This window comes from Mycolicibacterium brisbanense, assembly GCF_001570425.1.
GTDB lineage: Bacteria > Actinomycetota > Actinomycetes > Mycobacteriales > Mycobacteriaceae > Mycobacterium > Mycobacterium brisbanense.
Window position 1 is genome coordinate 192,566 of sequence record NZ_BCSX01000040.1, and the last position, 24,144, is coordinate 216,709.

18 protein-coding genes are annotated in these 24,144 nt (G+C 66.3%); 11 read left to right on the forward strand and 7 right to left on the reverse strand.

The genetic code is table 11. The annotated features are described in order from the left end of the window. Window positions 1–8 precede the first annotated feature (8 nt). A complete protein-coding gene (locus RMCB_RS23530; RefSeq protein ID WP_062830694.1) occupies window positions 9–1,949 on the reverse strand; it encodes a primary-amine oxidase in 1,941 nt (646 codons plus the stop codon). A 107-nt stretch (window positions 1,950–2,056) separates the two neighbouring features. Next, window positions 2,057–3,247 (reverse strand): serine hydrolase domain-containing protein, encoded by a 1,191-nt coding sequence (locus tag RMCB_RS23535; protein ID WP_084388586.1) that lies wholly within the window; start codon window positions 3,245–3,247, stop codon window positions 2,057–2,059. A 60-nt stretch (window positions 3,248–3,307) separates the two neighbouring features. Between RMCB_RS23535 and RMCB_RS23540 the strand changes: the two genes are divergently transcribed. The 5 genes from RMCB_RS23540 to RMCB_RS23560 all read left to right on the forward strand — a co-directional run bounded on the left by RMCB_RS23540 (window position 3,308) and on the right by RMCB_RS23560 (window position 10,776). Then, window positions 3,308–4,546 carry a serine hydrolase domain-containing protein gene (locus RMCB_RS23540; protein WP_165606314.1) on the forward strand — a complete coding sequence of 413 codons (1,239 nt, stop codon included), beginning with the start codon at window positions 3,308–3,310 and terminating at the stop codon, window positions 4,544–4,546. Window positions 4,547–4,920: 374 nt separating this feature from the next. Next, entirely contained in the window at window positions 4,921–6,504 is a 1,584-nt protein-coding gene (locus RMCB_RS23545; protein ID WP_264029569.1) for a biotin carboxylase, read from the forward strand. 346 nt (window positions 6,505–6,850) lie between these two features. Beyond that, entirely contained in the window at window positions 6,851–8,203 is a 1,353-nt protein-coding gene (gene gabT / locus RMCB_RS23550) for a 4-aminobutyrate--2-oxoglutarate transaminase (RefSeq protein ID WP_062830696.1), read from the forward strand. 24 nt (window positions 8,204–8,227) lie between these two features. Then, window positions 8,228–9,673, forward strand: a complete 1,446-nt coding sequence (locus RMCB_RS23555; protein WP_201028340.1) for an aldehyde dehydrogenase family protein — start codon at window positions 8,228–8,230, stop codon at window positions 9,671–9,673. Further along, a complete protein-coding gene (locus tag RMCB_RS23560; RefSeq protein ID WP_062830698.1) occupies window positions 9,670–10,776 on the forward strand; it encodes a CaiB/BaiF CoA transferase family protein in 1,107 nt (368 codons plus the stop codon). The genes RMCB_RS23555 and RMCB_RS23560 overlap by 4 nt, the downstream gene beginning before the upstream one ends. Here RMCB_RS23560 and RMCB_RS23565 read toward each other — a convergent pair. Beyond that, window positions 10,773–12,329, reverse strand: coding sequence for a PucR family transcriptional regulator (locus RMCB_RS23565; RefSeq protein ID WP_062830699.1), 1,557 nt, complete (start codon window positions 12,327–12,329; stop codon window positions 10,773–10,775). The genes RMCB_RS23560 and RMCB_RS23565 overlap by 4 nt on opposite strands. Window positions 12,330–12,439: 110 nt before the next feature. On the opposite strand from RMCB_RS23565, the gene RMCB_RS23570 reads away from it, so the two are divergent. Further along, a complete protein-coding gene (locus RMCB_RS23570; protein WP_062830700.1) occupies window positions 12,440–13,636 on the forward strand; it encodes an acyl-CoA dehydrogenase family protein in 1,197 nt (398 codons plus the stop codon). Window positions 13,637–13,651: 15 nt separating this feature from the next. Here RMCB_RS23570 and RMCB_RS23575 read toward each other — a convergent pair whose 3' ends face one another. Beyond that, window positions 13,652–15,232 carry a PucR family transcriptional regulator gene (locus tag RMCB_RS23575; protein WP_029366530.1) on the reverse strand — a complete coding sequence of 527 codons (1,581 nt, stop codon included), beginning with the start codon at window positions 15,230–15,232 and terminating at the stop codon, window positions 13,652–13,654. Between the two features lie 84 nt (window positions 15,233–15,316). Here RMCB_RS23575 and pruA point away from each other — a divergent pair, with 84 nt between their 5' ends. Beyond that, window positions 15,317–16,954, forward strand: coding sequence for an L-glutamate gamma-semialdehyde dehydrogenase (gene pruA / locus RMCB_RS23580; RefSeq protein ID WP_062830701.1), 1,638 nt, complete (start codon window positions 15,317–15,319; stop codon window positions 16,952–16,954). A gap of 1 nt (window position 16,955) precedes the next feature. After that, window positions 16,956–17,939, forward strand: coding sequence for a proline dehydrogenase family protein (locus RMCB_RS23585; protein WP_062830702.1), 984 nt, complete (start codon window positions 16,956–16,958; stop codon window positions 17,937–17,939). 103 nt (window positions 17,940–18,042) lie between these two features. Here the strand turns inward: RMCB_RS23585 and RMCB_RS23590 are convergent, their stop codons facing one another. Further along, a complete protein-coding gene (locus RMCB_RS23590; RefSeq protein WP_407662140.1) occupies window positions 18,043–18,528 on the reverse strand; it encodes an Rv2253 family sensor-like surface protein in 486 nt (161 codons plus the stop codon). A gap of 13 nt (window positions 18,529–18,541) precedes the next feature. Then, complete coding sequence (locus tag RMCB_RS23595; protein ID WP_029366537.1) at window positions 18,542–19,087, reverse strand: NUDIX domain-containing protein; 546 nt, start codon at window positions 19,085–19,087, stop codon at window positions 18,542–18,544. Between the two features lie 50 nt (window positions 19,088–19,137). On the opposite strand from RMCB_RS23595, the gene RMCB_RS23600 reads away from it, so the two are divergent. The 3 genes from RMCB_RS23600 to RMCB_RS23610 are packed head-to-tail and all read left to right on the forward strand — an operon-like array spanning window position 19,138 to window position 22,170. Further along, on the forward strand, window positions 19,138–20,544 hold the full coding sequence (locus RMCB_RS23600; protein ID WP_062830703.1) for an acyl-CoA synthetase: 1,407 nt from the start codon (window positions 19,138–19,140) through the stop codon (window positions 20,542–20,544). Next, window positions 20,535–20,882: a VOC family protein gene (locus RMCB_RS23605; RefSeq protein ID WP_062830704.1), complete on the forward strand. Its 348-nt coding sequence runs from the start codon at window positions 20,535–20,537 to the stop codon at window positions 20,880–20,882. The genes RMCB_RS23600 and RMCB_RS23605 overlap by 10 nt, the downstream gene beginning before the upstream one ends. A 43-nt stretch (window positions 20,883–20,925) precedes the next feature. Continuing rightward, a complete protein-coding gene (locus RMCB_RS23610; protein WP_062830705.1) occupies window positions 20,926–22,170 on the forward strand; it encodes a glycoside hydrolase family 27 protein in 1,245 nt (414 codons plus the stop codon). A 538-nt stretch (window positions 22,171–22,708) separates the two neighbouring features. Here RMCB_RS23610 and RMCB_RS23620 read toward each other — a convergent pair. After that, window positions 22,709–24,139, reverse strand: a complete 1,431-nt coding sequence (locus tag RMCB_RS23620) for a 9-bladed beta-propeller domain-containing protein (RefSeq protein WP_131805568.1) — start codon at window positions 24,137–24,139, stop codon at window positions 22,709–22,711. Window positions 24,140–24,144: the final 5 nt, after the last annotated feature.

Consider the following 24,144-nt stretch of genomic DNA (forward strand, 5'->3'; position numbering starts at 1 on the left):
AACTCCGATCAGTGAGGGTGGTGACAAGCGGAAGGTGGGGTCGGCTCGACGTCGAGAGCCGGATTGCGGTCGAAGAAGCCGGCTGGTTTGAGCCAGAAGGAGACGGCGTCCACCGGCATGATGGGCCATTCCTCCGGCCGCGGGATGTGATGGATCCCGAAGGTGTACCAGAGCACGACGTCGGTGTTGTCGATCGGCCGGTTGGCGGCGGTCCACTCCGGCAGACCCAGGCCCGGGCCGCTCTGGTTGACGAATTCGCCTGAGGGCCAGCGTTCCTCGGGGTTATTGGGGGTGACCCAGAGCGTGTGGGCGATGGCCTCGGCCCGCCGGAAAATGGGCGAGGCGGGATCGAACATCGCAGGGAAGGCGGCGCCGGGCACCAGCTTGTAGGACGGGTGGGTGCCCAAGCCGTTGGTGGTGTTCTCGTTGACCACTTTCCAGGCCCGCTGGGTGTGCCAGTTGTAGTCCTGCTTGGCCTCCGACTCGGTGCGCAGCGCAGTGCTCTTCTGCCGCAACGACAATCCGTACGGATTGTCCGGACCCATCGGTTCGATCTCGGTTTCGGTGGCGTAGACGGTGTTGTCTGCCCCGTCCACGTCGAGGTCGAGCCGGGCGGTGATGAAATGCTGGTGGAACGGCGCGTAGGTGTTGGTGTCCACCAGCGTGCCGTGCGGGTGGTCCTCGCCGTCGCGCAGATGCGTGGTGACCATCAAACCTGTTGCCCGGATTTCACATTCGATATTGCCGTCCTGGTAGAACCGCCAGTACACGAGATATTCGTAATTCGCGACGGTCACGTGGCTGGACACCGTGAGCCTGCGCATGCGTCGCACATCGGCGCTGCCTCCGTGCTCCACGTGCTTCCACAACACCGCGTTGTCTTCCTCGTGGATGCAGATCGCATTGCGGATCGTGTACGGCTCACCCTTGGTGTTGTGCAACACGGCGTCGAGGTAGCGGATCTCACCGAGGCAGTCGCAGCCCAACTCCAGTGAGGTGGTCATGAACCCGATGCCCCACTCACCGATGTCGAAGGCGGTACGCCGGTAGTGATCCGGGCAGTGGTCGCGGTAGGGGACCGCCATCTCGGCCAGTGACATCCGATGCGCGATGGGCCGCATGCGGCCGTGGTCGTTGTAGCTGACCGTATGCAGCGTCATACCCTCGCGGTAGTTGAAACCGACTCGCAGCGACCAGTTCTGCCATTGCAGCAGGTTGCCGTCCAGGGTGAACGACGGCCCTTCGGGCTGCGTGATGTCCAGTGGCTTCAGCGGTGGGCGAGTGCTGGACTCGCGTAGCTGTGCGGGGATGTTGGCGGGTCTGTACTCGGCCATCACCTCCGGGATGTCGATCGGTTCGCCTTCTTCGATCTCCAGCAGCTCCATCGTGTTCATGTCGACGAGGCAGTGGAACCCCCGCAGATGGTGCGCGTAGATGTTGGCGCCGCCGGGGGAGCGCAACCAGGTGTCGGTCCAGCCGAGTCGCCTGCCCTTGTACCGCTCCGGGATCAGGATGTCGCCGTAGGTCCAGACGTCCATGAAGACCATGTCCATGTCGGTGACACCACGCCGGGCCAGTGCGGCGATCACGTCGGGGTTGTTGCGCATCGCCTGGTCGCACTCGTCCCATTCGTCGACGGTGAAATTGGCTTGCACACCCGGCAGATGCGTCCAACTCAGTACGGCGTCGTCGGTGAGTGAGACCGTGGCCTTGTAGGTGGTGTTGGAGTCACGGTGGAAGCACACGACGAGCGCGTGGCGGTCCGGCGGGGTACCGGTTGTCTCGTAGGTGGCGAGCTGTTGTTTGTCGGGTTCGACCAGTTCGATGGAGGCGAACCGCCACCGGTCGTCCACGCCGCGGTCACGTCGCACGATCGCGGCCACCTGCCGAAATTCGTCCGGGCCGAGTGGATCAAGTGGGTGAAACGTCCGAACGACGGTGTCAGTCATCGACCCTCCGATGTGATGCAGTTCACGATCTGGTCAGTATGCGAGGGGTGCGATGTTTGCACAGCTGCCGAATTGGCCAATCGGCTGTGCGGGTATAGACGTTCCGTCTACACAGCGAGAGCAGCGCAAGCGCGCAGCGTTGCGGCCAGGTACGTCGCGTCCTGCGGCACCGGCCACGACGACATCTTGACCACGACGGTGCGTGACGCCCGATCGACGTACACCAACTGCCCGTGAATGCCCAGGCACAGCAGCACCGGCCCGGACGGCTTGCGGTAGAACCAGAATTGGTTGCGGTACCAGCCGCCGGGCAGCATCGGCTCGTTGTCGGTGAGCGCAAACGCTTCCCGGACATCCGGTGTGGGATCGAAAGTCTCGGCGAGCCAGCGGGCGGGGATGACCTGGCGGCCGTCGGGGGCGACTCCGTCGTCGAGAATCAGCTGACCGAAGCGGCCGAGATCGCGCAGGGTGGCGCAGATTCCGCCGTCGTGTACCGCGGTGCCCACCGGGTCGCACACCACCTCGGCGTCGTACTCGGCGCCCATGGGTCGCCAGATCAGCGTCGAGATCAAATCGGCCATGCGAACGCCCGCAGCGCGTTCGCACATCCAGCCGAGCATGTCGGTGTCGCAGGAGCGGTAGGTGAACTCGCCGCCATGCGAGCCGCCGGAACCGATTTGGCGCAGGTACGCGTATCCGCCTACGACATCGTCGGGTTGTAGCGGGGCCCATCCCACCGAACGTTCCATCTCGCGCACCTCGGAGTCGGGCGCCGTGTACGCCTCGCGGAACGCGACGCCGGTCCGCATGTCGAGCACGTTGCGCAGCGTCGCCCCGGCATACCCGCAGTCGGCGACCTCGGGCACGTATTGGGTCACCGGGGCGTCCGGGTCGAGAAGGCTGCGCTCGACCAGGACGCCGGCGACGCATCCGACGATCGACTTCGACACCGACATCAGCAGATGCCTGCTGGATTCGGTCATCGCTCCGACATATTGCTCAGCGACGATGTGCCCGTCCCGCAGCACGAGCAGGCCGTCGGTGTGGGTCGCGGCGAACACCTCCGAGGCGGTGACCTCCCCGCCTCCGGGCCAGACGACCTTCGGATCACCCAGCGGCGAGTCGTGTTTCGGCAGCGAAGAGTGGTGGGCGTCGGCTGATATGCGGTGCGTCGGCAACAGCTCACGCAGATGTTGGAAGGCCCACCGCAGATACCGCGGATCCTGCCAGTTGGCGATGGTGACCTGATCTTCGGATGCCGGTGGGAACCCCGTCATGGGCTCGGCCTCGTCGTGCATGGCAGGAGATGGTACTGCCGGATTGGATTTAGGATGCGCGCTCTCGCCTACGATCGGCCTGTGGAGGTCAACGCCGACAACTGGCAGCAACCGCCGTTCAACCGGTGGGCGTACTGGCATATCGAAGACATCCTGCCGACTCAGCCGATACTTCGTGGCGACGGTCCGGTGCGCGCGCTGCCTGCCGTAGAGTCCGTTGATCCCTTGGATGTCAACGTGATTCGGTCCGACGGCGAAGAGGCCACGGTCGGCGACGTGTTGGCGGACACCTACACGGATGCCTACGTGGTGCTGCAGGACGGCGGGTTGGTCGCAGAATGGTACGGCGCGGAGGGCGCCGCCGACCGCCCTCACGCGACCATGTCGATCACCAAGTCCGTGGTGGGCGCGGTGGCCGGCGTTCTGGTGGACCGTGGGCTGCTCGACGTCGGCCGGCCTGTCGCCGACATCGTCGGTGAACTGGCGGGCAGTGGCTACGCCGGTGCGACGGTGCGCGACATTCTCGACATGCGCAGCGGTGTGCGGTTCCGCGAGGACTACACCGACCCGCAGTCGGAGGTTCGGCTCCTCAGCGATTGGCTGGGGGCGCGCGGCCTTTACGAGTATCTGGTCGGGTTGTCGGCCGAGGCGCCACACGGACAACGATTTTTGTACCGCTCAGCGGAATCCGATGTTTTGGGCTGGGTGTGTGAGCGGGTATCGGGCACACCGATGGCCGAATTGATCTCGACGCTGATCTGGCAACCGATGGGCGCCGAGTTCGATGCCGAGATCCTTTGCGACACAGTAGGTACCGCGATCCACGACGGTGGGCTGTGCGCCACCGCGCGGGATCTGGCGCGCTTCGGCCAGCTGCTCCTGGACGGCGGTGTGGTTCCCGATGACGGCGAGGACGGAGTGCGCACCGTGATCGGGCCGCGCTGGCTGCGGGAGGCCTGGGCGGTCGACGCCGACGCCCGGTCGGTGTTCATCGAATCGCCGAACGAGGTGTCGATGCCGGGCGGCTGGTATCGCAATCAGTTGTGGTTCCGCCCGGGTCTATTTGGAGATGTGTTGCTTTGCTTGGGAATTCACGGGCAGATGATCCACGTCAGCCGGCGTACCCGGACGGTGTGCGTGAAATTCTCGACGTGGCCGCAGGCCCAGGAACCGCGCTTCATGCAGGACACCCTGCGGGCATTCGACGCCGTCGGAGGGACGTTGAGCGGCCGCCAGCGGATGGGGGACAAGCACCGTCTGCCGGGCATCGTCTCGGGCATGACGCGGCGATCCGGCGCAGGCAATCCCGACCAGTCGTGAACGGTTCTGCCGAATGTCCGCCCACGACGCCGTGTTCGTCTTAGTCTGAGCGTCCGTCACACGTGAATCGAAGCCGGCTGGCGATGCGGGAGGTTGCAATGGCGAAACGGGTACCTACGGCGAGTAAGGCCGCCAAAGCACCCGCGGCGCGTAAAGCTGCGAAAGCGCCTGCGGCGCAGAAGGTCACGAAACCACCGGCGCGCAAGGCAGCCGCCAAGAAAGCGCCCGCGGCCAAGCGAGAACCGGCTCGTACCGCGCCGGCCAACAAGGGCACCGCCACGGCTGCTGCTGCCAAGAAGTCTGCTGCGACCAAATCGGCTGCCAAAAAGACTGCAGCCAAGACCGCGCCGGCCAAGAAGGCGCCCGCCAAAAAGGTGACCGCCAAGAAGGCACCAGCCGCCAAAAAGGTGACTGCGGCCAAGAAGGCGCCAGCCGCAAAGAAGGCACCGGTCCGCAGGACCACCAAGGCGACCGCCGCCAAGAAAGCGACCAAGGCGCCTGCGCGCAAGGGCCCGCTCGGTGGCAAGCCGCTCAACGGAATCTCCGAGATCCGTACCTTCTTCCGCACCAACACCCAGCCGATCTATTTCGTCGGGCCGACGGCCTTCAATCTGCTCGGCATCGACCGCTGGGTGCGCAACTTCCAATACATCACCTACTACGACTCTTGGGACGGTGCTCATCCGCGGGTGTTCGCGCCGAAGAACAAGCCCTACGTCGAGTTCGAGTCCAGCGAACACATCAACAACTACCTGCTGCGTGATCCGGAGGTGCGCGCGTACCTGAAGCGGCGCGGCGGCACGCCGATGGTCGCGATGGTGTTCTTCGACGAGGAGACCGAGCAGATCTGTGAAGAGCTCGGCTACAAGCTGATCCTGCCGCCGGATTCACTGCGGCGGCGGCTGGACTCGAAGATCGTCACCACCCAGCTGGGTAATGAGGCCGGCGCGCCGTCGGTGCCCAACGTGCTGGGCAAGGCGAGCAACTACACGCAGCTGCGTCGCCTTGCAGGCAAACAGCGGCTGGGTTCGGATCTGGTGGTGCAGACGCCCTACGGCGACTCCGGCAAGACCACGTTCTTCATCAAGTCGAAGGCGGACTGGGACAAGGACGCCGCGGACATGGTCGGCCAGGAACTCAAGGTGATGAAGCGGATCAACAACAAGGCCGCCGCCGTCGAAGCGTGCATCACCAGACATGGCACGATCGTCGGACCGTTCATGACCGACCTCACCGGATACCCCGAGCTGACGCCTTACAAGGGCGGATGGTGCGGCAACGACCTTTTCCCTGAAGCGCTTTCGGACGAGCAGCGCGCGACCGCGATCAGCCATGTCCGCAAGATGGGGGACCGGCTGGCCAAAGAGGGATACCGCGGCTTCCTCGAGATCGATGTGCTCATCGACCTCGACACCGACGAGGTGTACCTGGGTGAGATCAACCCGCGCATCTCAGGTGCCTCGTCGATGACCAACGTAACCGCGGGGGCCTACGCCGACGTACCGCTGTTCCTGTTCCACCTCCTCGAGTTCATGGACGTGGACTACACCATCAACGTCGAGGAGATCAACGACCGGTGGCGCGATCTCGCCGCGGTGGACGTGTGGTCCCAGCTGATCATGAAGGAACCGAACAAGACCGTCGAACGGATCCTGGCCGCACCCAAGACCGGGACCTGGCACCTCGACGACGATGGTGTGTTGACCTTCGCTCAAGTGGTCAACGACTGGCATGACATCACCGGCGAGGACGAGGCCTTCTTCCTCAGGGTTTATGGCGAAGGGGATTACCGGTTCAAGGGCGCCGATCTGGGGATCCTGGTGACGAAGGGCAGGATGCAGACCGCCGAAGGATTGACGCCGCGTTGCCTGCACTACATCGAAGGCATCCGCGGCGCTTACCAATCCGAACCGTTGCCCGATCCGCCGGCCGTTCACCCTGTCGCCTACGTGAAGTAGGGGCGCTCGATTCGAGCGTCCGCCAGTTTGCGCCGTTCTCGGCGAAGCTGTCGTTGCGTTGTGGCCCGCATTCGATGCGGGAGATGGTGGTGGGCCCGGTGCGCTTTCGGTGTCGAGTCGCGGGCGCGATCACCGAGACTGACCACAGGGACAAATTCCGCGGAGCTTTTGTCCCTGACGTGAATGTCGGTGTCCCGGGCCGAGCCGACTCGTGGTGGTACCCACCATTCCAACCCCAACCGCCACCCTCGATGAACTAGGTTCTGTACGAATCGTCGCGGATGGACATGAATACCTTCCATTTTGTACATCCAGTGATGGGGCGTCTCTGCCTAAAGTCAGGGACATGACTGTCGTTGACACTCGCCAGGACCGCCCGAGCAGCGTGCGTCGAATCGTCACTGCGATCCCCGGCCCCCGCTCGGTCGAACTGGCCGCGCGCCGCAGCGCGGCACTGCCCGCCGGCCTCACCAGTTCGTCGGTCGTATACGCCGAACGGGCCGGCGATGGCGTCCTGGTCGACGTGGACGGCAACTCGTTCATCGACCTCGGCAGCGGTATCGCCGTCACCACCGTCGGCAACAGCGCGCCGCGAGTCGTCGAACGTGCCGCCGCGCAACTCGAGCGGTTCACCCACACCTGCTTCCTGGTCAATGGCTACGAGAGCTATGTGGAGGTGTGCGAGACGCTGAATCGGCTCACGCCCGGCGACCACCAGAAGCGCACCGCGTTGTTCAACACCGGCGCCGAGGCAGTCGAGAACGCGGTCAAGTACGCACGCGTCGCCACCGGCCGGCCCGCCGTCGTGGTGTTCGACCACGCCTTCCACGGCCGCAGCCTGCTGACCATGACCATGACGGCGAAGAACATGCCGTACAAGAACAACTTCGGGCCGTTCGCGCCTGAGGTGTACCGGGTGCCGATGGCCTACCCGTACCGGTGGCCGAGCGGGCCGGACAATGCGGCCGCCGAGGCGTTCGAAGAATTCCGGCTCGTGGTCGACACGCAAATCGGTGCCGGTTCGGTCGCCGCGGTGGTGGTCGAGCCGATCCAGGGTGAGGGTGGATTCATCGTTCCCGCACCGGGATTCCTGCGTCAGGTCGCCGAATTCTGCGCCGAGCGGGGCATTCTGCTGATCGCCGACGAGGTGCAGACGGGCATTGCCCGCACCGGCCACTGGTTCGCCAGCGAACACGAAGGCATCGTTCCCGACCTCATCACGACGGCCAAGGGCCTGGGCGGCGGACTGCCGTTGGCCGCGGTGACCGGACGTGCCGAGGTGATGGACGCCGCGCATGCCGGAGGCATCGGCGGGACCTACAGCGGTAATCCCGTCGCCTGTGAGGCGGCACTGGGCGTCTTCGAGACGATCGAATCCGAGGACCTGCTGGGCCGCGCCCGCAGGATCGGCGAGATCCTGCAGTCCGAGCTCACTGATATCGCGGCCGGCACCAAAGTCATCGGCGACATCCGCGGCCGCGGCGCGATGATCGCCGCCGAGTTCGTCACTGATGACGCCGTGACGCCCAACCGGGACGCGGTGGCAGAGATCGTGCGCTACGCCCAGGACAACGGGGTGCTGACACTGACCGCGGGCACATTCGGCAACGTGCTGAGATTCCTTCCCCCGCTGACCATTCCGGATGACCTGCTGCGCGAAGGCCTCGGCGTGATCCGCGACGCAGTGGCCCGGATCTGATCCGGATCTGAAAGGACTATCGACGTGATACAGCTGCTGAACCACATCGACGGCGCATGGACCGACGGCGCTGCTGCGCAATTGGTCGACAACAATCCGGCATTCCCCGAGCAGACGGTGGCCACCGGCACGCTCGCCGACCACGACCAGCTGGACCGGGCCGTGCGTGCCGCGAGTGACGCGGCATCGCGATGGGCGCGCGAACCCATGCACGCCCGCGCGGCCGTACTGTCACGCGCGGCCGATCTGGTCGACCGGTCCGCCGAAGAGTGGGGCGCCGAGCTGACCCGCGAGGAGGGCAAGACGCTCGCGGAGGGCATCGGTGAGGTGCGCCGGGCCGCGCAGATCCTGCGGTACTACGGTGGTGCCGCCGACCGCGAAGCCGGAACCGTGTACTCGTCGCCGCGGACCGGCGAGCAGATTCTGGTGACGCGCAAGCCAATCGGTGTCGTCGCCATCGTCACGCCGTTCAACTTCCCGATCGCGATCCCGGCATGGAAGATCGCGCCGGCCCTGGTATACGGCAACACCGTGGTGTTCAAGCCCGCCAGCGTGGTGCCTGTCCTGGCGATGCGGTTGACCGAGGCGCTGGTCGAGGCGGGCCTGCCGCCCGGGGTGCTCAACCTGGTGATCGCCGGCGGCGCTGTCGCTTCGGCTCTGGCCGAGCACCCGGGCGTGGATGCCATCAGCTTTACCGGATCGACCGCAGTGGGGCGGGGCATCGCCGCCACCGCGGCCGCTCGAGGGGTTCCGGTACAGGCTGAGATGGGTGGCAAGAACGCCGCGGTCGTCCTGGAGGATGCCGATCTGGACCTCGCCGCCGAGCAGGTGATGCTGGGCGCCTTCCGCTCATCAGGACAGAAGTGCACGGCCACATCACGTCTCATCGTCGCCGACGCCGTGGCCGACGACTTCCTGGCGGAGCTGGCCATCCGGGTCAAGGGTCTTGAGGTCGGCGATCCGATGCAGGCGTCGGTCGCAGTGGGTCCGGTGGTCAACGAATCCGCCTGCCGCTACATCAAGCAACGCAGCGACGATGCGGTCTCCGACGGTGCCCGCGTGATCGCCTCCGCGGAGGATCACCAATCCGGTTCTCGCGACGGCTACTTCGTCACACCCACGGTCTTGCAGCTGCCATCGGTGCAGGCGCCGCTGTGGTCGGAGGAACTGTTCGGCCCGGTGCTGTCAGTCCTGCGCGCGTCGAGCACCGAACAGGCCTTCGCGCTCGCCAACAGCGGTGACTACGGACTGTCCGCCGCTGTGTTCACGACCGATCTGGGCCGCGCCCTCGCTGCCGTCGACGATCTCGATGTTGGTGTGCTGCATGTCAACTCGGAGTCGGCAGGGGCGGACCCGCACGTGCCGTTCGGCGGCGCAAAGCGCAGCGGTTACGGCCCGAAGGAGCAGGGCGAGGCGGCCCGGGAGTTCTTCACCCACACCACCACGGTGTACCTGCGTGGGGGCCGGTGATGGCCGGAGCGCTCGATGGCGTCGTCGTCGCGGATTTCAGCCGGGTACTGGCCGGGCCCTACGCGACGATGATGCTGGCCGATCTCGGCGCCGACGTCATCAAGATCGAGCGGCCGGGTTCCGGTGACGACACCCGAAGCTGGGGGCCGCCGTTTGACGCCGACGGGCAGGCGACGTACTTCAACTCGGTCAACCGCAACAAGCGATCTGTCGTCCTGGACCTGCAGACCCCGGAAGGCGTCGAGCGGGCTCGCGAGATCGTGCGTGGCGCCGATATCGTGGTCGAGAACTTCCGCACCGGCACCATGGAACGTCTTGGGTTGGGCTATGACGACCTCATCGAGCATCGGCCGGGCCTGATTTACTGCTCCATCACGGGTTTCGGTTCCGGTCAGGGTGCCGACCTGCCGGGCTACGACCTATTGGTGCAGGCTGTCGGCGGGTTGATGAGCGTCACCGGGCCGCATCCCGGCGAACCCACCAAGGTGGGTGTGGCTTTGGTCGACGTGCTGGCCGGATTGCACGCCGCCACAGGTATTCTCGCTGCGCTGCACCACCGCACTGCCACCGGGCAGGGCCAGAAGGTGGAGACCAACCTGCTCTCGACCTTGCTGTCGTCGCTGGTGAACCAGGCGTCGGGATACCTCGGCGCAGGGGTGGTTCCCGGGATCATGGGCAACCGGCATCCCAGTATCGCGCCCTACCAGGTGTTTTCGACCGCAGACCGGCCATTGGTGTTGGCCGTCGGCAACGACAAGCAGTTTCGCGCCCTGTGCAGGGCGCTGGGCTGTGAATCGCTGGCCGATTCGGAAGACTACGCCGACAACACGTCTCGGGTGCGTAACCGGGATGCGCTCGTCGCAGCACTGACCGAACGGCTCGTCACCCGCGGCTGCGACGAGTGGTTCTCCGTGCTGACCGAGGCGGGTGTTCCGGTTGGCCCGATCAACGACATCGCCCAGGCCTTCGATCTGGCCAAGCGTCTCGAACTCGACGCCGTCGTCGATGTGCCGGGCACTTCGGTGCCGCAGGTGGCCAACCCGATCCGCATGTCGGTCACCCCACCGCAATACCGCAGTGCACCACCGAAATTGGGTGGTTAGGGCCGCGGCGGGCGTTTAGGCACGTCCTGAGCCAGCAGCTCTCTGGCCTTGAGCGCGATCCACATCTCCGAGCGGGTGTGCGCGGAATCCAGGTCGCGGCCGGTGAGTTCGGCCACCCGGACCATCCGGCCCCGCAGGGTGTGGCGGTGGACGCCCAGTTCGGCCGCTGCGGCCTCCCAGTGCCCATTGTGGTGCAGGAACGACTCCAGGGACTCCACCAGTTTGGCACCGGTCTCGGCGTCGTAGTCTTCCAGCGCACCGAGCCAGCGGTTGGCGATCGACCGCAGCACCGTGTCAGGCTGGGTGCTCAGCAGCAGACTGAACGTGCCCAGTTCGTCGAACCCGACCAACCGATGCCCGTTGGCCTCGGCCACCCGGACCGCTGAAAGCGCTTGCTGCAGGCTCAGTCCGGCGTTGGCAATGGGTGCCGGTTCGCCGAGCCCGCCGTTGATGGCGCGACGGAGGCCGGCCCGGGCCCTGTGATAGACGCGGTCGAGTTCGGCGCCGGCGCCGTCGGCGTGGACGACCACCGCCAGCCCCTCGCCGTTGCGGACGCCGGACATCAGATACGGCTGAGGATCCAGCGCGGCTGCCAGTTGATGTTCGGCAGGCAGGGCGGGGCCGATGTCGGTGAACACCGCCACCACCACGGAGTCGTCGGGCGCGAATCCGAAATAGCGCAGCAACGCCGGATCCACTTCGAGCGAGCTGTCCAGCAGTGCTTGCGTGACCCCGGTGCGCAGGCGTTGTTCGGCGTCGATCACCCGTGCGGGCTTGGCGAGTTCGATGGACAGCAGGGCCAGTGCGTGACCGACCAGCAGGCGCTCGCCGGCATCGAGTGGATCGGCCGACGACACCGCCAGGTAGCCCTGCTTCTCGTCGGCCCCGGGAATCTGCTGGATGGTCAGGCTGCCCCGGTCGTCGACCACCACGCGGCTCACCCCGCGTCGCCGCTTCTGATCCTTGTCCAGTTGCTCCTGCACGCGTTCGACGACACCGACGGTGTCGACCCCGGCTTCGGCCAGCACGACGCGGGAGCGGTCCATTACGCACACCGCGCAGTCCAGCGCGGACGCGAGAGTGTCCACCAGCGCGGGGATGCCTCCCCGCATGGTCACCCGTGCCAGGTTTTCCTGGCCTTGCACGACCTTCTGTACGAGGCGTACCTGGTCGGCGGTGATCTCGTCGATCACGGCTCGGGAGATCGCGATGAACGGCGTGCTGGGCGATACGGCCAGCACCGGGATGCCGTATTCGTCGGCGGCCGCACACACCGCGTCGGGCACCCTGCGGAAGCGCACTCCGGTATCGAAAGCCAATGCGGCACTGCCGGATTCGACGATGCGGCGCACATAGTTGCGTTGCTCGTCAGCTGACTCTGGCAGGTGCAGGCCCGTCGTCATCACCAGCTCGCCCCCCGAGAGCCAGGGGCTGGGATCGGTCAGTTCGATCGCGTGCGCCCAGGTGATCACGCGGTCGATCCCGTCCCGCCCGGCGACCAGCGACAACGCCAGATCGTTGACACCGATCAGCCGGCGTACCGTCATCGCCATCGTGGCGTTCCCTCTCCGCGCTGCGACTATACAAAATGTCGACCCTATCCGAAGGGGCTAGACATTACTGACATATCTCGCCGCAAGTTTCGGCTCGTAGAGTTTGTGCCATGACCACGACGACCACCCCGGCTGCGTCCACGAACCTGCGGCCGCTGGAGATGTTCGGCATCGACAACCTGCTCGATGACGACGAACGTGACATTGCTGCCACCGTGCGCCGGTTCGTCGACACCCGGCTGCGCCCCAACCTCGCCGAATGGTTCGAGAAGGGCGAACTGCCCGGCCGTGAACTCGCCAAGGAGTTCGGCGACCTCGGTCTGCTCGGTATGCACCTGCAGGGGTACGGCTGCGCGGGCACCAACGCCGTGAGCTACGGCCTGGCGTGCATGGAGCTCGAGGCCGGCGACAGCGGTCTGCGCAGCTTCGTCTCGGTGCAGGGCTCCCTGTCGATGTTCTCGATCCACCGGTGGGGATCGGAGGAGCAGAAGCAGGAATGGCTGCCACGGCTGGCCTCCGGCGACGCCATCGGCTGCTTCGGCCTGACCGAGGCCGACTTCGGCTCCAATCCCGGTGGCATGCGCACCACTGCACGCCGCGACGGCTCCGACTGGATCCTGTCCGGCACCAAGATGTGGATCACCAACGGCAACCTCGCCGACGTCGCCACCGTGTGGGCACAGACCGACGAAGGCATCCGTGGCTTCGTGGTACCCACCGACACCCCCGGCTTCAGCGCGAACGTCATCCACAAGAAGCTGTCGCTGCGTGCGTCGGTCACCTCGGAGCTGGTGCTCGACAACGTCCGCCTGCCGGCGTCGGCTCAGCTGCCCGAGGCCGTCGGCCTGCGTGGCCCGCTGTCCTGCCTGAACGAGGCCCGGTTCGGCATCGTGTTCGGCGCGCTGGGCGCGGCCCGCGACAGCCTCGAGGCCGCCATCGATTACGCCGGTTCGCGTGAGGTTTTCGACCGCCCGCTCTCCAGCTACCAGTTGACCCAAGAGAAGCTGGCGGACATGACCTTGGAGCTCGGCAAGGGCATGCTGCTCGCGCTGCAACTGGGGCGGCTCAAGGACACCTCCGGGGTGACGCCCGACCAGATCAGCCTCGGCAAGCTCAACAACGTCCGGGAGGCGCTGGCCATCGCGCGCGAATCCCGCACCATCATGGGCGCCAGCGGCATCACGCTGGAGTACTCGCCGCTGCGCCACGCCAACAACCTCGAGTCGGTCCTCACCTACGAGGGCACCAGCGAGATGCACATGCTCTCCATCGGCCGCGCACTGACGGGGCAGTCGGCGTTCCGCTGACCGCTCACGGCTGTGTCATGGTTGCGTGGCTCGCAGGCTGAGCGAAAGTAGCAGCCGCACATCGGGATCGGTGAGCGCGGTGGCCAGTAGCTGCTCGATGCGGCGCACCCGGTAGCGCACCGTGTTGGGATGGACGTGCAGCCACTGCGCCGCGGTCGCGACATCACCGAAGCTGTCGAGATAGGCCCGCAGCGTGTCGGCGAGGACGGGATCGTTGTCCCGCAACGCCCGCACGCGCGGGTCGATCAGCCGCTCGTCGGCGGCGATGGCCGTGACGATCTCGTCCAGCAGCACAGTGGTGCGGGCCTCGGCAAGTGACGTCACCTGTCCCAGGGCTCCCGGATGGCGTTCGGCGCTGTCGAGCACCCGATCCACTTCGAGACGGGCGGCCGCGGCGCCGGCCAGCCCGTTGACGGGTGTGGCGATGACGGCGTGCAGCTCCAGGCCCAGCTCGGTGCGCAGCGCCGCCACCGTGCCGCGGATCCAGGAGGTCACCGCGGCGGGTTTTCCGGTGCTGGGGAACAGCACGTAGACGCGGGTACGCGCCGACGCCACTTGAGCATCTTGGCGAAAAGCGCTGGCGCTCAACGAGAGAATGTCCGAGAGCCGCGATCCCGGGATGCTGCCGTCGAATCCGATCAGGGCGGCGCGCCCGTCGACCGCGATACCGAGCTCGCGCGCGATGAGGTCGATGTCGGGCGGACCGTCACCGGGGCGCAGGCCCAGCAGCTCCTGCACGCGCACCATGTGCGTCGACGGGGTCGCCGCCAGCCGGGTCATGATGCGGGCCGCCAGCACCGCTGCGCCGCGCAGCACGTCGTCGGCGTCGTCGGCCAGGGGCCGACTGCCCTGCTGCACCCAGATCGTCCCGGCGAACGCCGGGGCCCGGCGCTCGTCGGGAGACGGCTGGAAGATCCCGATGGCCGAACGCGGCTGCAGCCCGAGCTCTGGCCGCTCGGCGACATGCACGACATCCGGTTTCGCGCGGATCGCATCGAAGATGCCCCACTGCGCGATCCAGGCGAGGTGCTCCGACGGGCCGGCCCGGCCCAGGATCGACAGCCGGCGCAGATCGTCGGCCTCGTCGTTGGACGCCGAGTAGGCCAGCACGTGCGATTGCGCGTCTTCGATGCTGACCATCCCGTGGGTGCGGTCGGCGATGGACTGCGCGAGGCTGAAGAGGTCCGTGCCGGAGTCTTCTGACTCGCGGTCGCCGTGATGCTCGAAGACGTGGTTGACCAGTCGGTACAGCCGTTCCCACCGGGCTCGCGGGTCGACGGCGACGACGGCGGTGCCTGCCGAGGTGGCGCGGGCGACCACGGCCGCTGACGGCTCCTTGATGAAGATCGCGGTCGGTGGGCGCCGGGCGATCTGTTGATCCACCCACTGTCGGGCGTCGGCGTCGGGAATCCCCAGCAGGAAGAACACGTCGGCCGACCCTGCCGACGGGGCCAGGCCCAGCCGTACGTCGTCGGAATCGATGAGTGCCGCCGATGCCACCGGGAGGTCGAGCCCGCGTGGGGCCTGCACCAGCTGGACCAGCGTCGCGTCCAGGGCCAGCAGCAGTTGACCGAGGCTGACACCGCTTGTCGCCATGTTGTCCGATCGTACTGGTCGTCGGCCAAAGTGTTGTCGGATCGGACAACAGTTGCGTGGGTCACGTCGGGGATTCTTAAGCCTATGGATGCCATCACCAACGTGCCGCTGCCAGCCAACGAACCGGTCCACGACTACGCCCCCGGCTCGGGTGAACGCACCCGGCTGACCGCCGCCCTCGCCGAATTCTCCGGCCTCGCCGACGCCCCGATCGACCTGCCGCACGTCATCGGCGGCACCCATCGCATGGGCAACGGCGCGCGCGTCGACGTGGTGCAGCCGCACCGCCACGCCTCCCGTCTCGGCACCTTCACCAACGCCGAGCATGAGGACGCCACGGCGGCGATCGACGCCGCTCTGGCTGCCAAGAACGACTGGGCGGCATTGCCGTTCGACGAGCGCGCAGCGGTGTTCCTGCGTGCCGCCGACCTGCTGTCGGGCCCGTGGCGGGAGAAGATCGCCGCCGCGACCATGCTGGGTCAGTCGAAGACCGCCTACCAGGCCGAGATCGACGCGCCCTGCGAGCTGATCGACTTCTGGCGCTTCAACGTGGAGTTCGCCCGTCAGATCCTCGCCGAGCAGCCGATCAGCAGCCCCGGCGTGTGGAACCGTACCGACCACCGGCCGCTCGAAGGCTTTGTCTACGCCATCACCCCCTTCAACTTCACCGCGATCGCGGGCAACCTGCCGACCGCGCCGGCCCTGATGGGCAACACCGTGGTGTGGAAGCCGTCGCCCACCCAGGCCTTCGCCGCGTACCTGACGATGCAGCTGCTGGAAGCCGCTGGCCTGCCGCCCGGCGTCATCAACCTGGTCAACGGCGACGGCATCGCGGTTTCCGATGTCGCTCTTGCCGATCCGCGGCTGGCGGGTATCCACTTCACCGGCTCGACGGCCACGTTCCAGCACCTGTGGCGCGAGGTCGGCACCAACATCGACCGCTATAACACCTATCCGAGGCTGGTCGGTGAGACCGGCGGCAAGGACTTCGTCGTCGCCCACACCTCGGCACGCCCGGATGTGCTACGCACGGCGCTGATCCGCGGGGCCTTCGACTTCCAGGGGCAGAAGTGCTCGGCCGCGTCGCGGGCGTTCATCCCGCGGTCGGTGTGGCAGCAGATGGGCGACGACTTCCTGTCGGCCACCGAAGCCCTGACCTACGGCGACGTCACCGATTTGAGCAACTACGGCGGTGCGGTCATCGACAGCCGGTCATTCGCCAAGAACGTCAAGGCGATCGAACGCGCCAAGAGCGCCGCCGGGGTGACCGTCGCCGCCGGTGGTGAATACGACGACAGCGAAGGCTATTTCGTGCGTCCGACCGTGCTGCTGTCCGACGATCCGACCGATGAATCGTTCTCCACCGAATACTTCGGCCCGATCCTGTCGGTGCACGTCTACCCGGACAACGACTACGAGCGGGTCCTCGGTGTCGTCGACTCCGGATCGCGCTACGCGCTGACCGGTGCGGTCATCGCCGACGATCGTGCCGCGGTGGTCACCGCGCAGGACCGGTTGCGCAACGCCGCAGGCAACTTCTACATCAACGACAAGCCCACCGGCGCCGTGGTCGGCCAGCAGCCGTTCGGCGGGGCCAGGGCGTCGGGCACCAACGACAAGGCGGGCTCTGCCCTGAACCTCTTGCGCTGGACCTCGGCTCGCTCCATCAAGGAGACCTTCGTGCCGCCCACCAACCACACCTACCCCCACATGGAGGCCTGACATGGCGAGTACGCGAGGTGCCTTGGAGTCCGCGTTCCAGCGGGCCGCCCGGCCGGCGATCCTGGCTGCCGCGCGCTCTGCGCGACTGCGGCGGACCGCCGAGCGACTGCCGGTGACCCGCAGTGTCGTCGACCGGTTCGTCGCGGGCGACACCATTCCCGACGCTGTGGATGCCGTTGCGGCCCTGCGGGCTTCGGGCCGTATGGTCACCATCGACTACCTGGGCGAGGACACCACCCGCATCGAGGACGCCGAACAGACCGTCAAGGCGTACTTGGCGCTGCTGGACCTGCTCGGCGAGCGCGACGAGGCCGCATCACCGGTGCGGCCGCTGGAGGTGTCGCTCAAGCTGTCCGCGCTGGGCCAGGCGCTGCCGCGCGATGGCGAGAAGATCGCGCTGGAAAACGCGCACACGATCTGCACCAAGGCCCGTGACGTCGGCGCCTGGGTGACCGTCGATGCCGAGGACCACACCACGACCGATTCCACCCTGTCGATCGTGCGTGATCTGCGTACCGAATTCGATTGGCTGGGCACGGTTTTGCAGGCATACCTGCACCGGACCGAAGACGACTGCCGCGAGTTCGCCGAAGCCGGCGCGCGGATTCGGTTGTGCAAGGGCGCCTATGACGAGCCCGCCACGGTGGCCTACCGCGACGCCGCGGACGTCACCCGAGCCTACCTGAACTGCCTGCGGATCCTCATGGCCGGATCGGGATACCCGATGGTCGCCTCACACGATCCGGAGATCATCGAAGCCGTGCCAACTTTGGCTCGCGAATTCGGCAGGGACGTAAACGGATTCGAGTACCAGATGCTGTACGGCATCCGGGACGCCGAACAGCGCAGGCTGGCCGACGCGGGCAACCACGTCCGGGTGTACGTCCCGTTCGGCAACGAATGGTACGGCTACTTCGTGCGCAGACTCGCCGAACGCCCGGCCAACTTCGGGTTCTTCCTGCGGGCGCTGGCCGAGCGTCGGTAGCCGCGGCACCCTGCAGTGCGGCACCTTGCACCGCGAGCGTGCGTGTCTGTTGCCCGACACGCCTGGAAAAGTCAGCACTTCACGCACGCTGGGCGGCAGCGGCTCAGGCCGGGAACGCCGCCACATCCATCTGCACGGTGCCACCGCACGGACCACCCACGATCTGGGTGAGCCAGGTGCCCCGCAAGGTTCCGTCGCCTTGGGGTGCGTAATACGCCCAAGACCGGGCCGGCGCCCACACTTTCGGAACCCCTTCTCCCATATAGCAATCCCACTGCCAATCGTAGATATGCACCCAACGGGTGCCGTCCCAGGTGTAGCGGGGCGGCAGCGGCAGCGTGGGGTTCTTCGGGGTGGGGCCGTCGATCACGGTGGAGATGCAGGTCCCCGAAGAACAATCGGTGGAGAACGTATACACATCGCTGAACGTCGGCTCGGACTGCCGGGCGGCCAGGCTCGTGCCCGTCTTCTGGGCGGCGTATCGGACCAACGAGTACCGGCCGTTCCACACCTGACCGGCGGCATGCGACGCCGGCGCGGCGGTCAGGGCCGCGACGATCAACATGCCGAGCGCGACGGGTCGCCTCATCGTGGCGCCAACGCTAACCCGTCGGGCGCTCGTTGAGCAGGAGCAACGCCCAGGCCGCGATCGACTGGGCGTCGGTGATCTCGCCCTCGCGCATCATCCGCTCGACCTCGGCGCGCTCGAACCAGGCGCTGTGCATGTCCTGCTCTTCGTGTTCGCGTTCGTGCTCACCTTCGCTCAGCCCGGTGGCCAGGTACACCCATCCGCGCTGGCTGCTCATTCCGGCGGCCACGTCGAGCTGGCCCAGCCGCCGCATGCTCGTCGCCCGCAGCCCCGTCTCCTCGCGCAGTTCCCGGTGCGCCAGCGCGTCGGGATCGAGGTGCAGCCGATCGGGTGCGGTGCCCTGCGGGAACTCCCATCTGCGCAGGCCCAGCGGATAGCGGAACTGCTCGACGAGGTGGTAACGCTCCTCCTCGCGCGCGATGACCAGTGCATACGTCGGCTTGTCGATCACCGAATAGATGCCCTCGGTGCCGTCCGGGCGACGGATGGTGTCCTCCCGCAACGTCATCCAGTTGTTTCGATACACCTCACGTGACTGCAATTGCCGGATGACACCCATCGGCCCAGTATCGCCGATCGGAATCGGCGGGCCGGGGTAGCCTCACAGGCGTGCTGCTGGCCTCATTGAACCCCGCAGCGGTTGCTGCCGGTGCCGACATCGACGACGCCGTCCGTATCGACGGCGCGGTACTCAGCCGTAGTGACGTGATCGGGGCAGCCACCTCGGTGGCCGAACGGGTGGCGGCGGCCCGGCGGGTCGCCGTACTGGCCAAGCCGACCGTCACGACTGTGCTGGCGATCACCGGTTGCCTGATCGCGGGTGTCCCGGTGGTACCCGTGCCCGCCGATGTCGGTGCCGCCGAGCGTCGCCACATCCTCGCCGACTCCGAAGCCCAGGCGTGGCTGGGGGAGATGCCCGAGGAGAACGAGGGGCTGCCGCATATCCCGGTTCGCGTGCATGCGCGATCGTGGCACCGGTACGCCGAACCGGCACCCGAATCGACCGCCATCATCATGTACACCTCCGGAACCACCGGGCCGCCCAAAGGCGTGCCGATGACCAGACGAGCCATCGCCGCGGACATCGACGCGCTGGCCGCGGCGTGGAACTGGACGGCTTCGGACACCCTGGTGCACGGCCTGCCGCTGTTTCATGTGCACGGGCTGGTGTTGGGCCTGCTCGGATCCCTGCGCATCGGAAACCGATTCGTGCACACCGGAAAACCGACGCCGGCGGCGTACGCGGAGGCGGGCGGGTCGTTGTATTTCGGTGTTCCGACGGTGTGGTCGCGGGTGGTCAAAGACCTCGATGCCGCGCTGGCGCTGTCGTCGGCCCGCTTGCTGGTGTCGGGCAGTGCACCCTTGCCGGTACCGGTGTTCGACGAGTTGGTGCGGTTGACCGGACACGCGCCGATCGAACGCTACGGCAGCACCGAGTCGTTGATCACGCTGAGCACGTCGGTCGATGGCGAGCGCAGACCCGGCTGGGTCGGTCTGCCGCTGGCGGGTGTGGAGACCCGGTTGGTCGACGAGAACGGTGCGCTGGTGCCGCGGGACGGCGAGACCATCGGGCAGTTGCAGATCAAGGGCCCGATGGTGTTCGAGGGTTACCTCAACCGACCCGACGCCACGGCAGCAGCTTTCGATGCCGACGGGTGGTACCGCACCGGCGACGTGGCTGTCATCGACGCCGACGGCATGCATCGCATCGTGGGTCGCGAATCGGTCGACCTGATCAAGTCCGGAGGCTTCCGGATCGGTGCGGGCGAAATCGAGACCGTGCTGCTGGGACACCCCGGCGTCGCCGAGGTCGCGGTGGTCGGTGTGCCCGACGACGACCTCGGCCAGCGCATCGTGGCATTCGTCGTCGGCGACGCCGAGCCTGCGGCGTTGATCGACTTTGTGGCACAGGAGCTTTCGGTGCACAAGCGGCCTCGGGAGGTACACCTGGTGGAGCGCCTGCCGCGCAACGCGATGGGGAAGGTGTTGAAGAAGGAACTGGCGCAATGGCATTGAGATTCTCCGAGATCTGCATCGACGCGCATGACCCCAAGGCGCTGGCAGCGTGGTGGGGCCGGGTGCTCGGCTGGCCGCATCACACCGACTCCGACGGCGACGTGGCGCTGACACCGCCGTCCGGGCAAGGGCCGCTGTGGCTGTTCCTCGCGGTGCCCGACGCCAAGGTGGTCAAGAACCGCCTGCACCTCGACTTCACGCCCGATGATCAGCAGGCCGAAGTTGACCGGCTCATAGGCCTGGGTGCGCGCCACGTCGACATCGGTCAGGGGGAGCAGACCTGGGTGGTGCTGGCCGACCCGGAGGGTAACGAATTCTGCATTCTTGCCGCGAAATGAGGACTTTCGGGTAGTTGCCAGGTGACGATGCCACCATGGCCGCATGCGCCGACTGACTTGCCTGGCGGTATGCGCCGGTCTGCTCGCCGCTTGCAGCACACCCAGTCCGTCGCCGTCGCCGCCGCAGCTCCCGCCGTTGGGCTGGAATTCCTGGAACTCCGGAATCCCGCTGACGGAGCGAACCGTGCACGAGACGATCGATGCGATGGTGTCCTCGGGAATGCGGGACGCCGGCTACCGCTACGTCAACCTCGACGCCGGCTGGGCTGCACCCACCCGTGCCCATGACGGCTCGTTGCGGGCGGATCCCGACCGCTTCCCGCACGGTATCGCCGCGCTGGCCCGATACGCGCACGACCACGGCATGCTGCTGGGGATCTACCACAGTCCGTTCAACCAGGGCTGTGGCCAGGATCCCCGGATCGGCGGTGCAGGCCACGAGCAGGCTGATGCCAAGACCTTCGCCGATTGGGGCGTCGACTACCTGAAGTACGACTGGTGCCGCGCCGAGGCCGACCACGACGACCAGGTGCGCTATTTCACCGCCATGCGGGATGCGTTGCGCGACAGCGGCCGTCACATCGTCTACAGCATCAACCCGAATAGCTCGGGTGATCCGGTCGCAGGCCTGGAGTATGACTGGTCGCACATCGCCGACGTGACGCGCGACGCGGTCGACCTGGTCCCGGCGTGGGGCGATACCGCGCTGTGGCAGGAAGGTCTGGCGGGTGTGGTCCAGGCGTTTGCCGAAGCGGGTTCGCTTGCAGCGCGCAGTAATTCGAAACACGTCAACGATCCCGACATGCTCGTCGTCGGCATCGGTTGGAAGCAGTTCGCCAGCGGGCATCCGACCATGGTGCTGGGTGCGCCGCGGGCCGACCTGACCGACACCGAGCAGCGCGCTCACTTCTCGCTCTGGGCCATGCTGGCTGCACCCTTGTTGGCAGGCAACGACATTCGCGACATGACCGAGCAAACCCGCGACATCCTGACCAACCGGGACGTGATCGCCGTCGACCAGGACCCGCTGATGGTGCAGGGGCGCCCGCTCAGTAGCGATGCGCGGGTGGTGATCAAACGGCTCGCCGACGGCGCGGTGGCCGTGGCACTGTTCAATCAGTCGGCCGAGACTCAGACCATCCGAACGACGCTCGACGCCATCGGTTTTGGCGGCCACACCCACGCGACCGTGCGAGATCTGTGGCAGCACAGCGACAGCACCGGCTCCGGTGACATCGAACGACAGGTGCCGGGGCACGGCGTGGTGATGCTGCGGGTGACTCCGTAGCTCGCGCCCAACGTGAAACCCAACGTGAAGAAGATGGCGAACTTTTCGCGAAAGTTCGCCATCTTGTTCACGTTGGGCGAGCCGGCGCTGTGTGGTCACAGGCGTATCGTGGGAAACACACACGTTGCGTGACGACTCGGGAGGAGACGTCCGGTGAATGTGAAGAAAGTTGCGGGGACGGTAATTCTGGCCGGCGCGCTCGCTGCTGGACCCATCGGATTCGGTGCTGCCTCGGCGCAGGCTGACCCTGGTTGGGGTCCCGACCTGCCGTGGATACCCGGGCCGGGATGGGTTGACTGGAACGGCGGAGGCAACTGGGCCCCGCCCGGGCAGGTCAAGAAGCTATGCCCGTGGAACGCTCCGCCGGGTCACTGGGTTGGCGGTCCCCACGGGGTGCCCTGCACCTGAGTGTTCGGGCGGATCGAGCTATTTGGTACCGCAGGTGCAGTCCGACCCGCAGTTGCAGTTTTCACACGTACAGTCCGGGTTGCCGCAGCCCGTGGACTCGGTATTCGTATCGCTGCTCATGCATATGAGTTTATCCGGGTGCCACCAGTGAGTGGAGTTCTTTGCCGTCGTCGGAGAGCTCGACGAGGGTGTTGTCGATTCTCCACAGTTCGTGAAACGAATCGGGATTAACCGGTGTGGTCCACAGCTTCTCGCAGCTGTTCAGGTCCATCGCGAATGTTGTTGCACCGGTGGTCTCATAGCGGACGGTCTCGAATACGCCGACGCGTCCGTCATTGGCGACATAACCGGTCATGTTGGGCCGGCACGCATTGCCTTCCTTGCCTGTCGTGAGGTCGAACTGCCTCCACCGCCTCACCTTCACCGGCCCCTCCCACGTGGACTCGGGCGCGTACAGGCGGTGGCCGATCACACGTGCGTTCTGCCCCAGTTGCTGATCCGGAAATTGGATGAGCCCTGCCCCGTTGGCGCCGAAGACCGTAGATTCAGGTGCTTCCAGGGTCGGGAGGATCATCGACAATGTCGTCAACGTTCCCCAAATGTCGGTCTGGCCAACACGATTGCCCGCATTGTCGAAAAACACGACGATGTCCGGTATCGACAACTTCATGTCGGAGGTGGCCTCGACTGCGAAACCTCCGGGATAAACGACGGCCTGGAGAGGGCGTAGCCCATCGCCAAGCTTGGGCGTGATCACTTTGCCATCGATCAGCGAGAACACGGTCATGCGATCTGACCCTCTGACCGAGTCCTTTGCCGCTGCCAGCGTTGGCGGTGTGGCATCGGAGGTCCATCTTGTGGTCCCTATCCCGACGCCAGGAACAAACCACGTGGTTTCCGCACGGGGACCGATGCCGTAAATGCCCTCGCCTGGTACTCGTGCGACTGCGTAGGCACCCACCTGCTCGACGCTGGGACCGTCGCTCGCGTTCGCGTGAAGTTTGGTCGGACCGTGGAACAAGACATCGCCGGTGCGGGTGTCGATCGCCCAGGCGACGCTCTCCAAATTGCCTTCGCGGACGGCGTCTGAGATGCATAGGACGGAGTCGGGTCCGTTCACGAAGCAGTCGAGGAAATCCGCGCCAGCATCGATCCTCACTGGGGCAAATAGTTGTTTACCGGTGTGGACGTCCAATCCGACCAGCCGTCGTTCTGAGTCTGGGGAGTCGGGGCTTCTCGCGAGGAAATAGCCCTTCGCGCCTACGGTCCCAATGAGCGGCGTAGACCAGACATGCGGTTCGTTGGTTCGCCCGAAGATACTGTTCTCCGGAAGGCCCAGATCCTCAACGCTTGTGCGCCAGCCTGGGACCGGGCGCGCTCGCATGGACGATTCGAGCACCGTCTGTTCTGGTGGCTGCCAGTCCCCTCGGTGGAACGTTGGACCGGCGCTGTCGCTCATCAGCCGTTTGGTCATGACCACGCTGACGATGATCGCGGCAGCTACGGAAACGACCGCGGCCACAACCAAACCGATCGTTGCCCATCTCGCATAGCGCGGCATGGGGC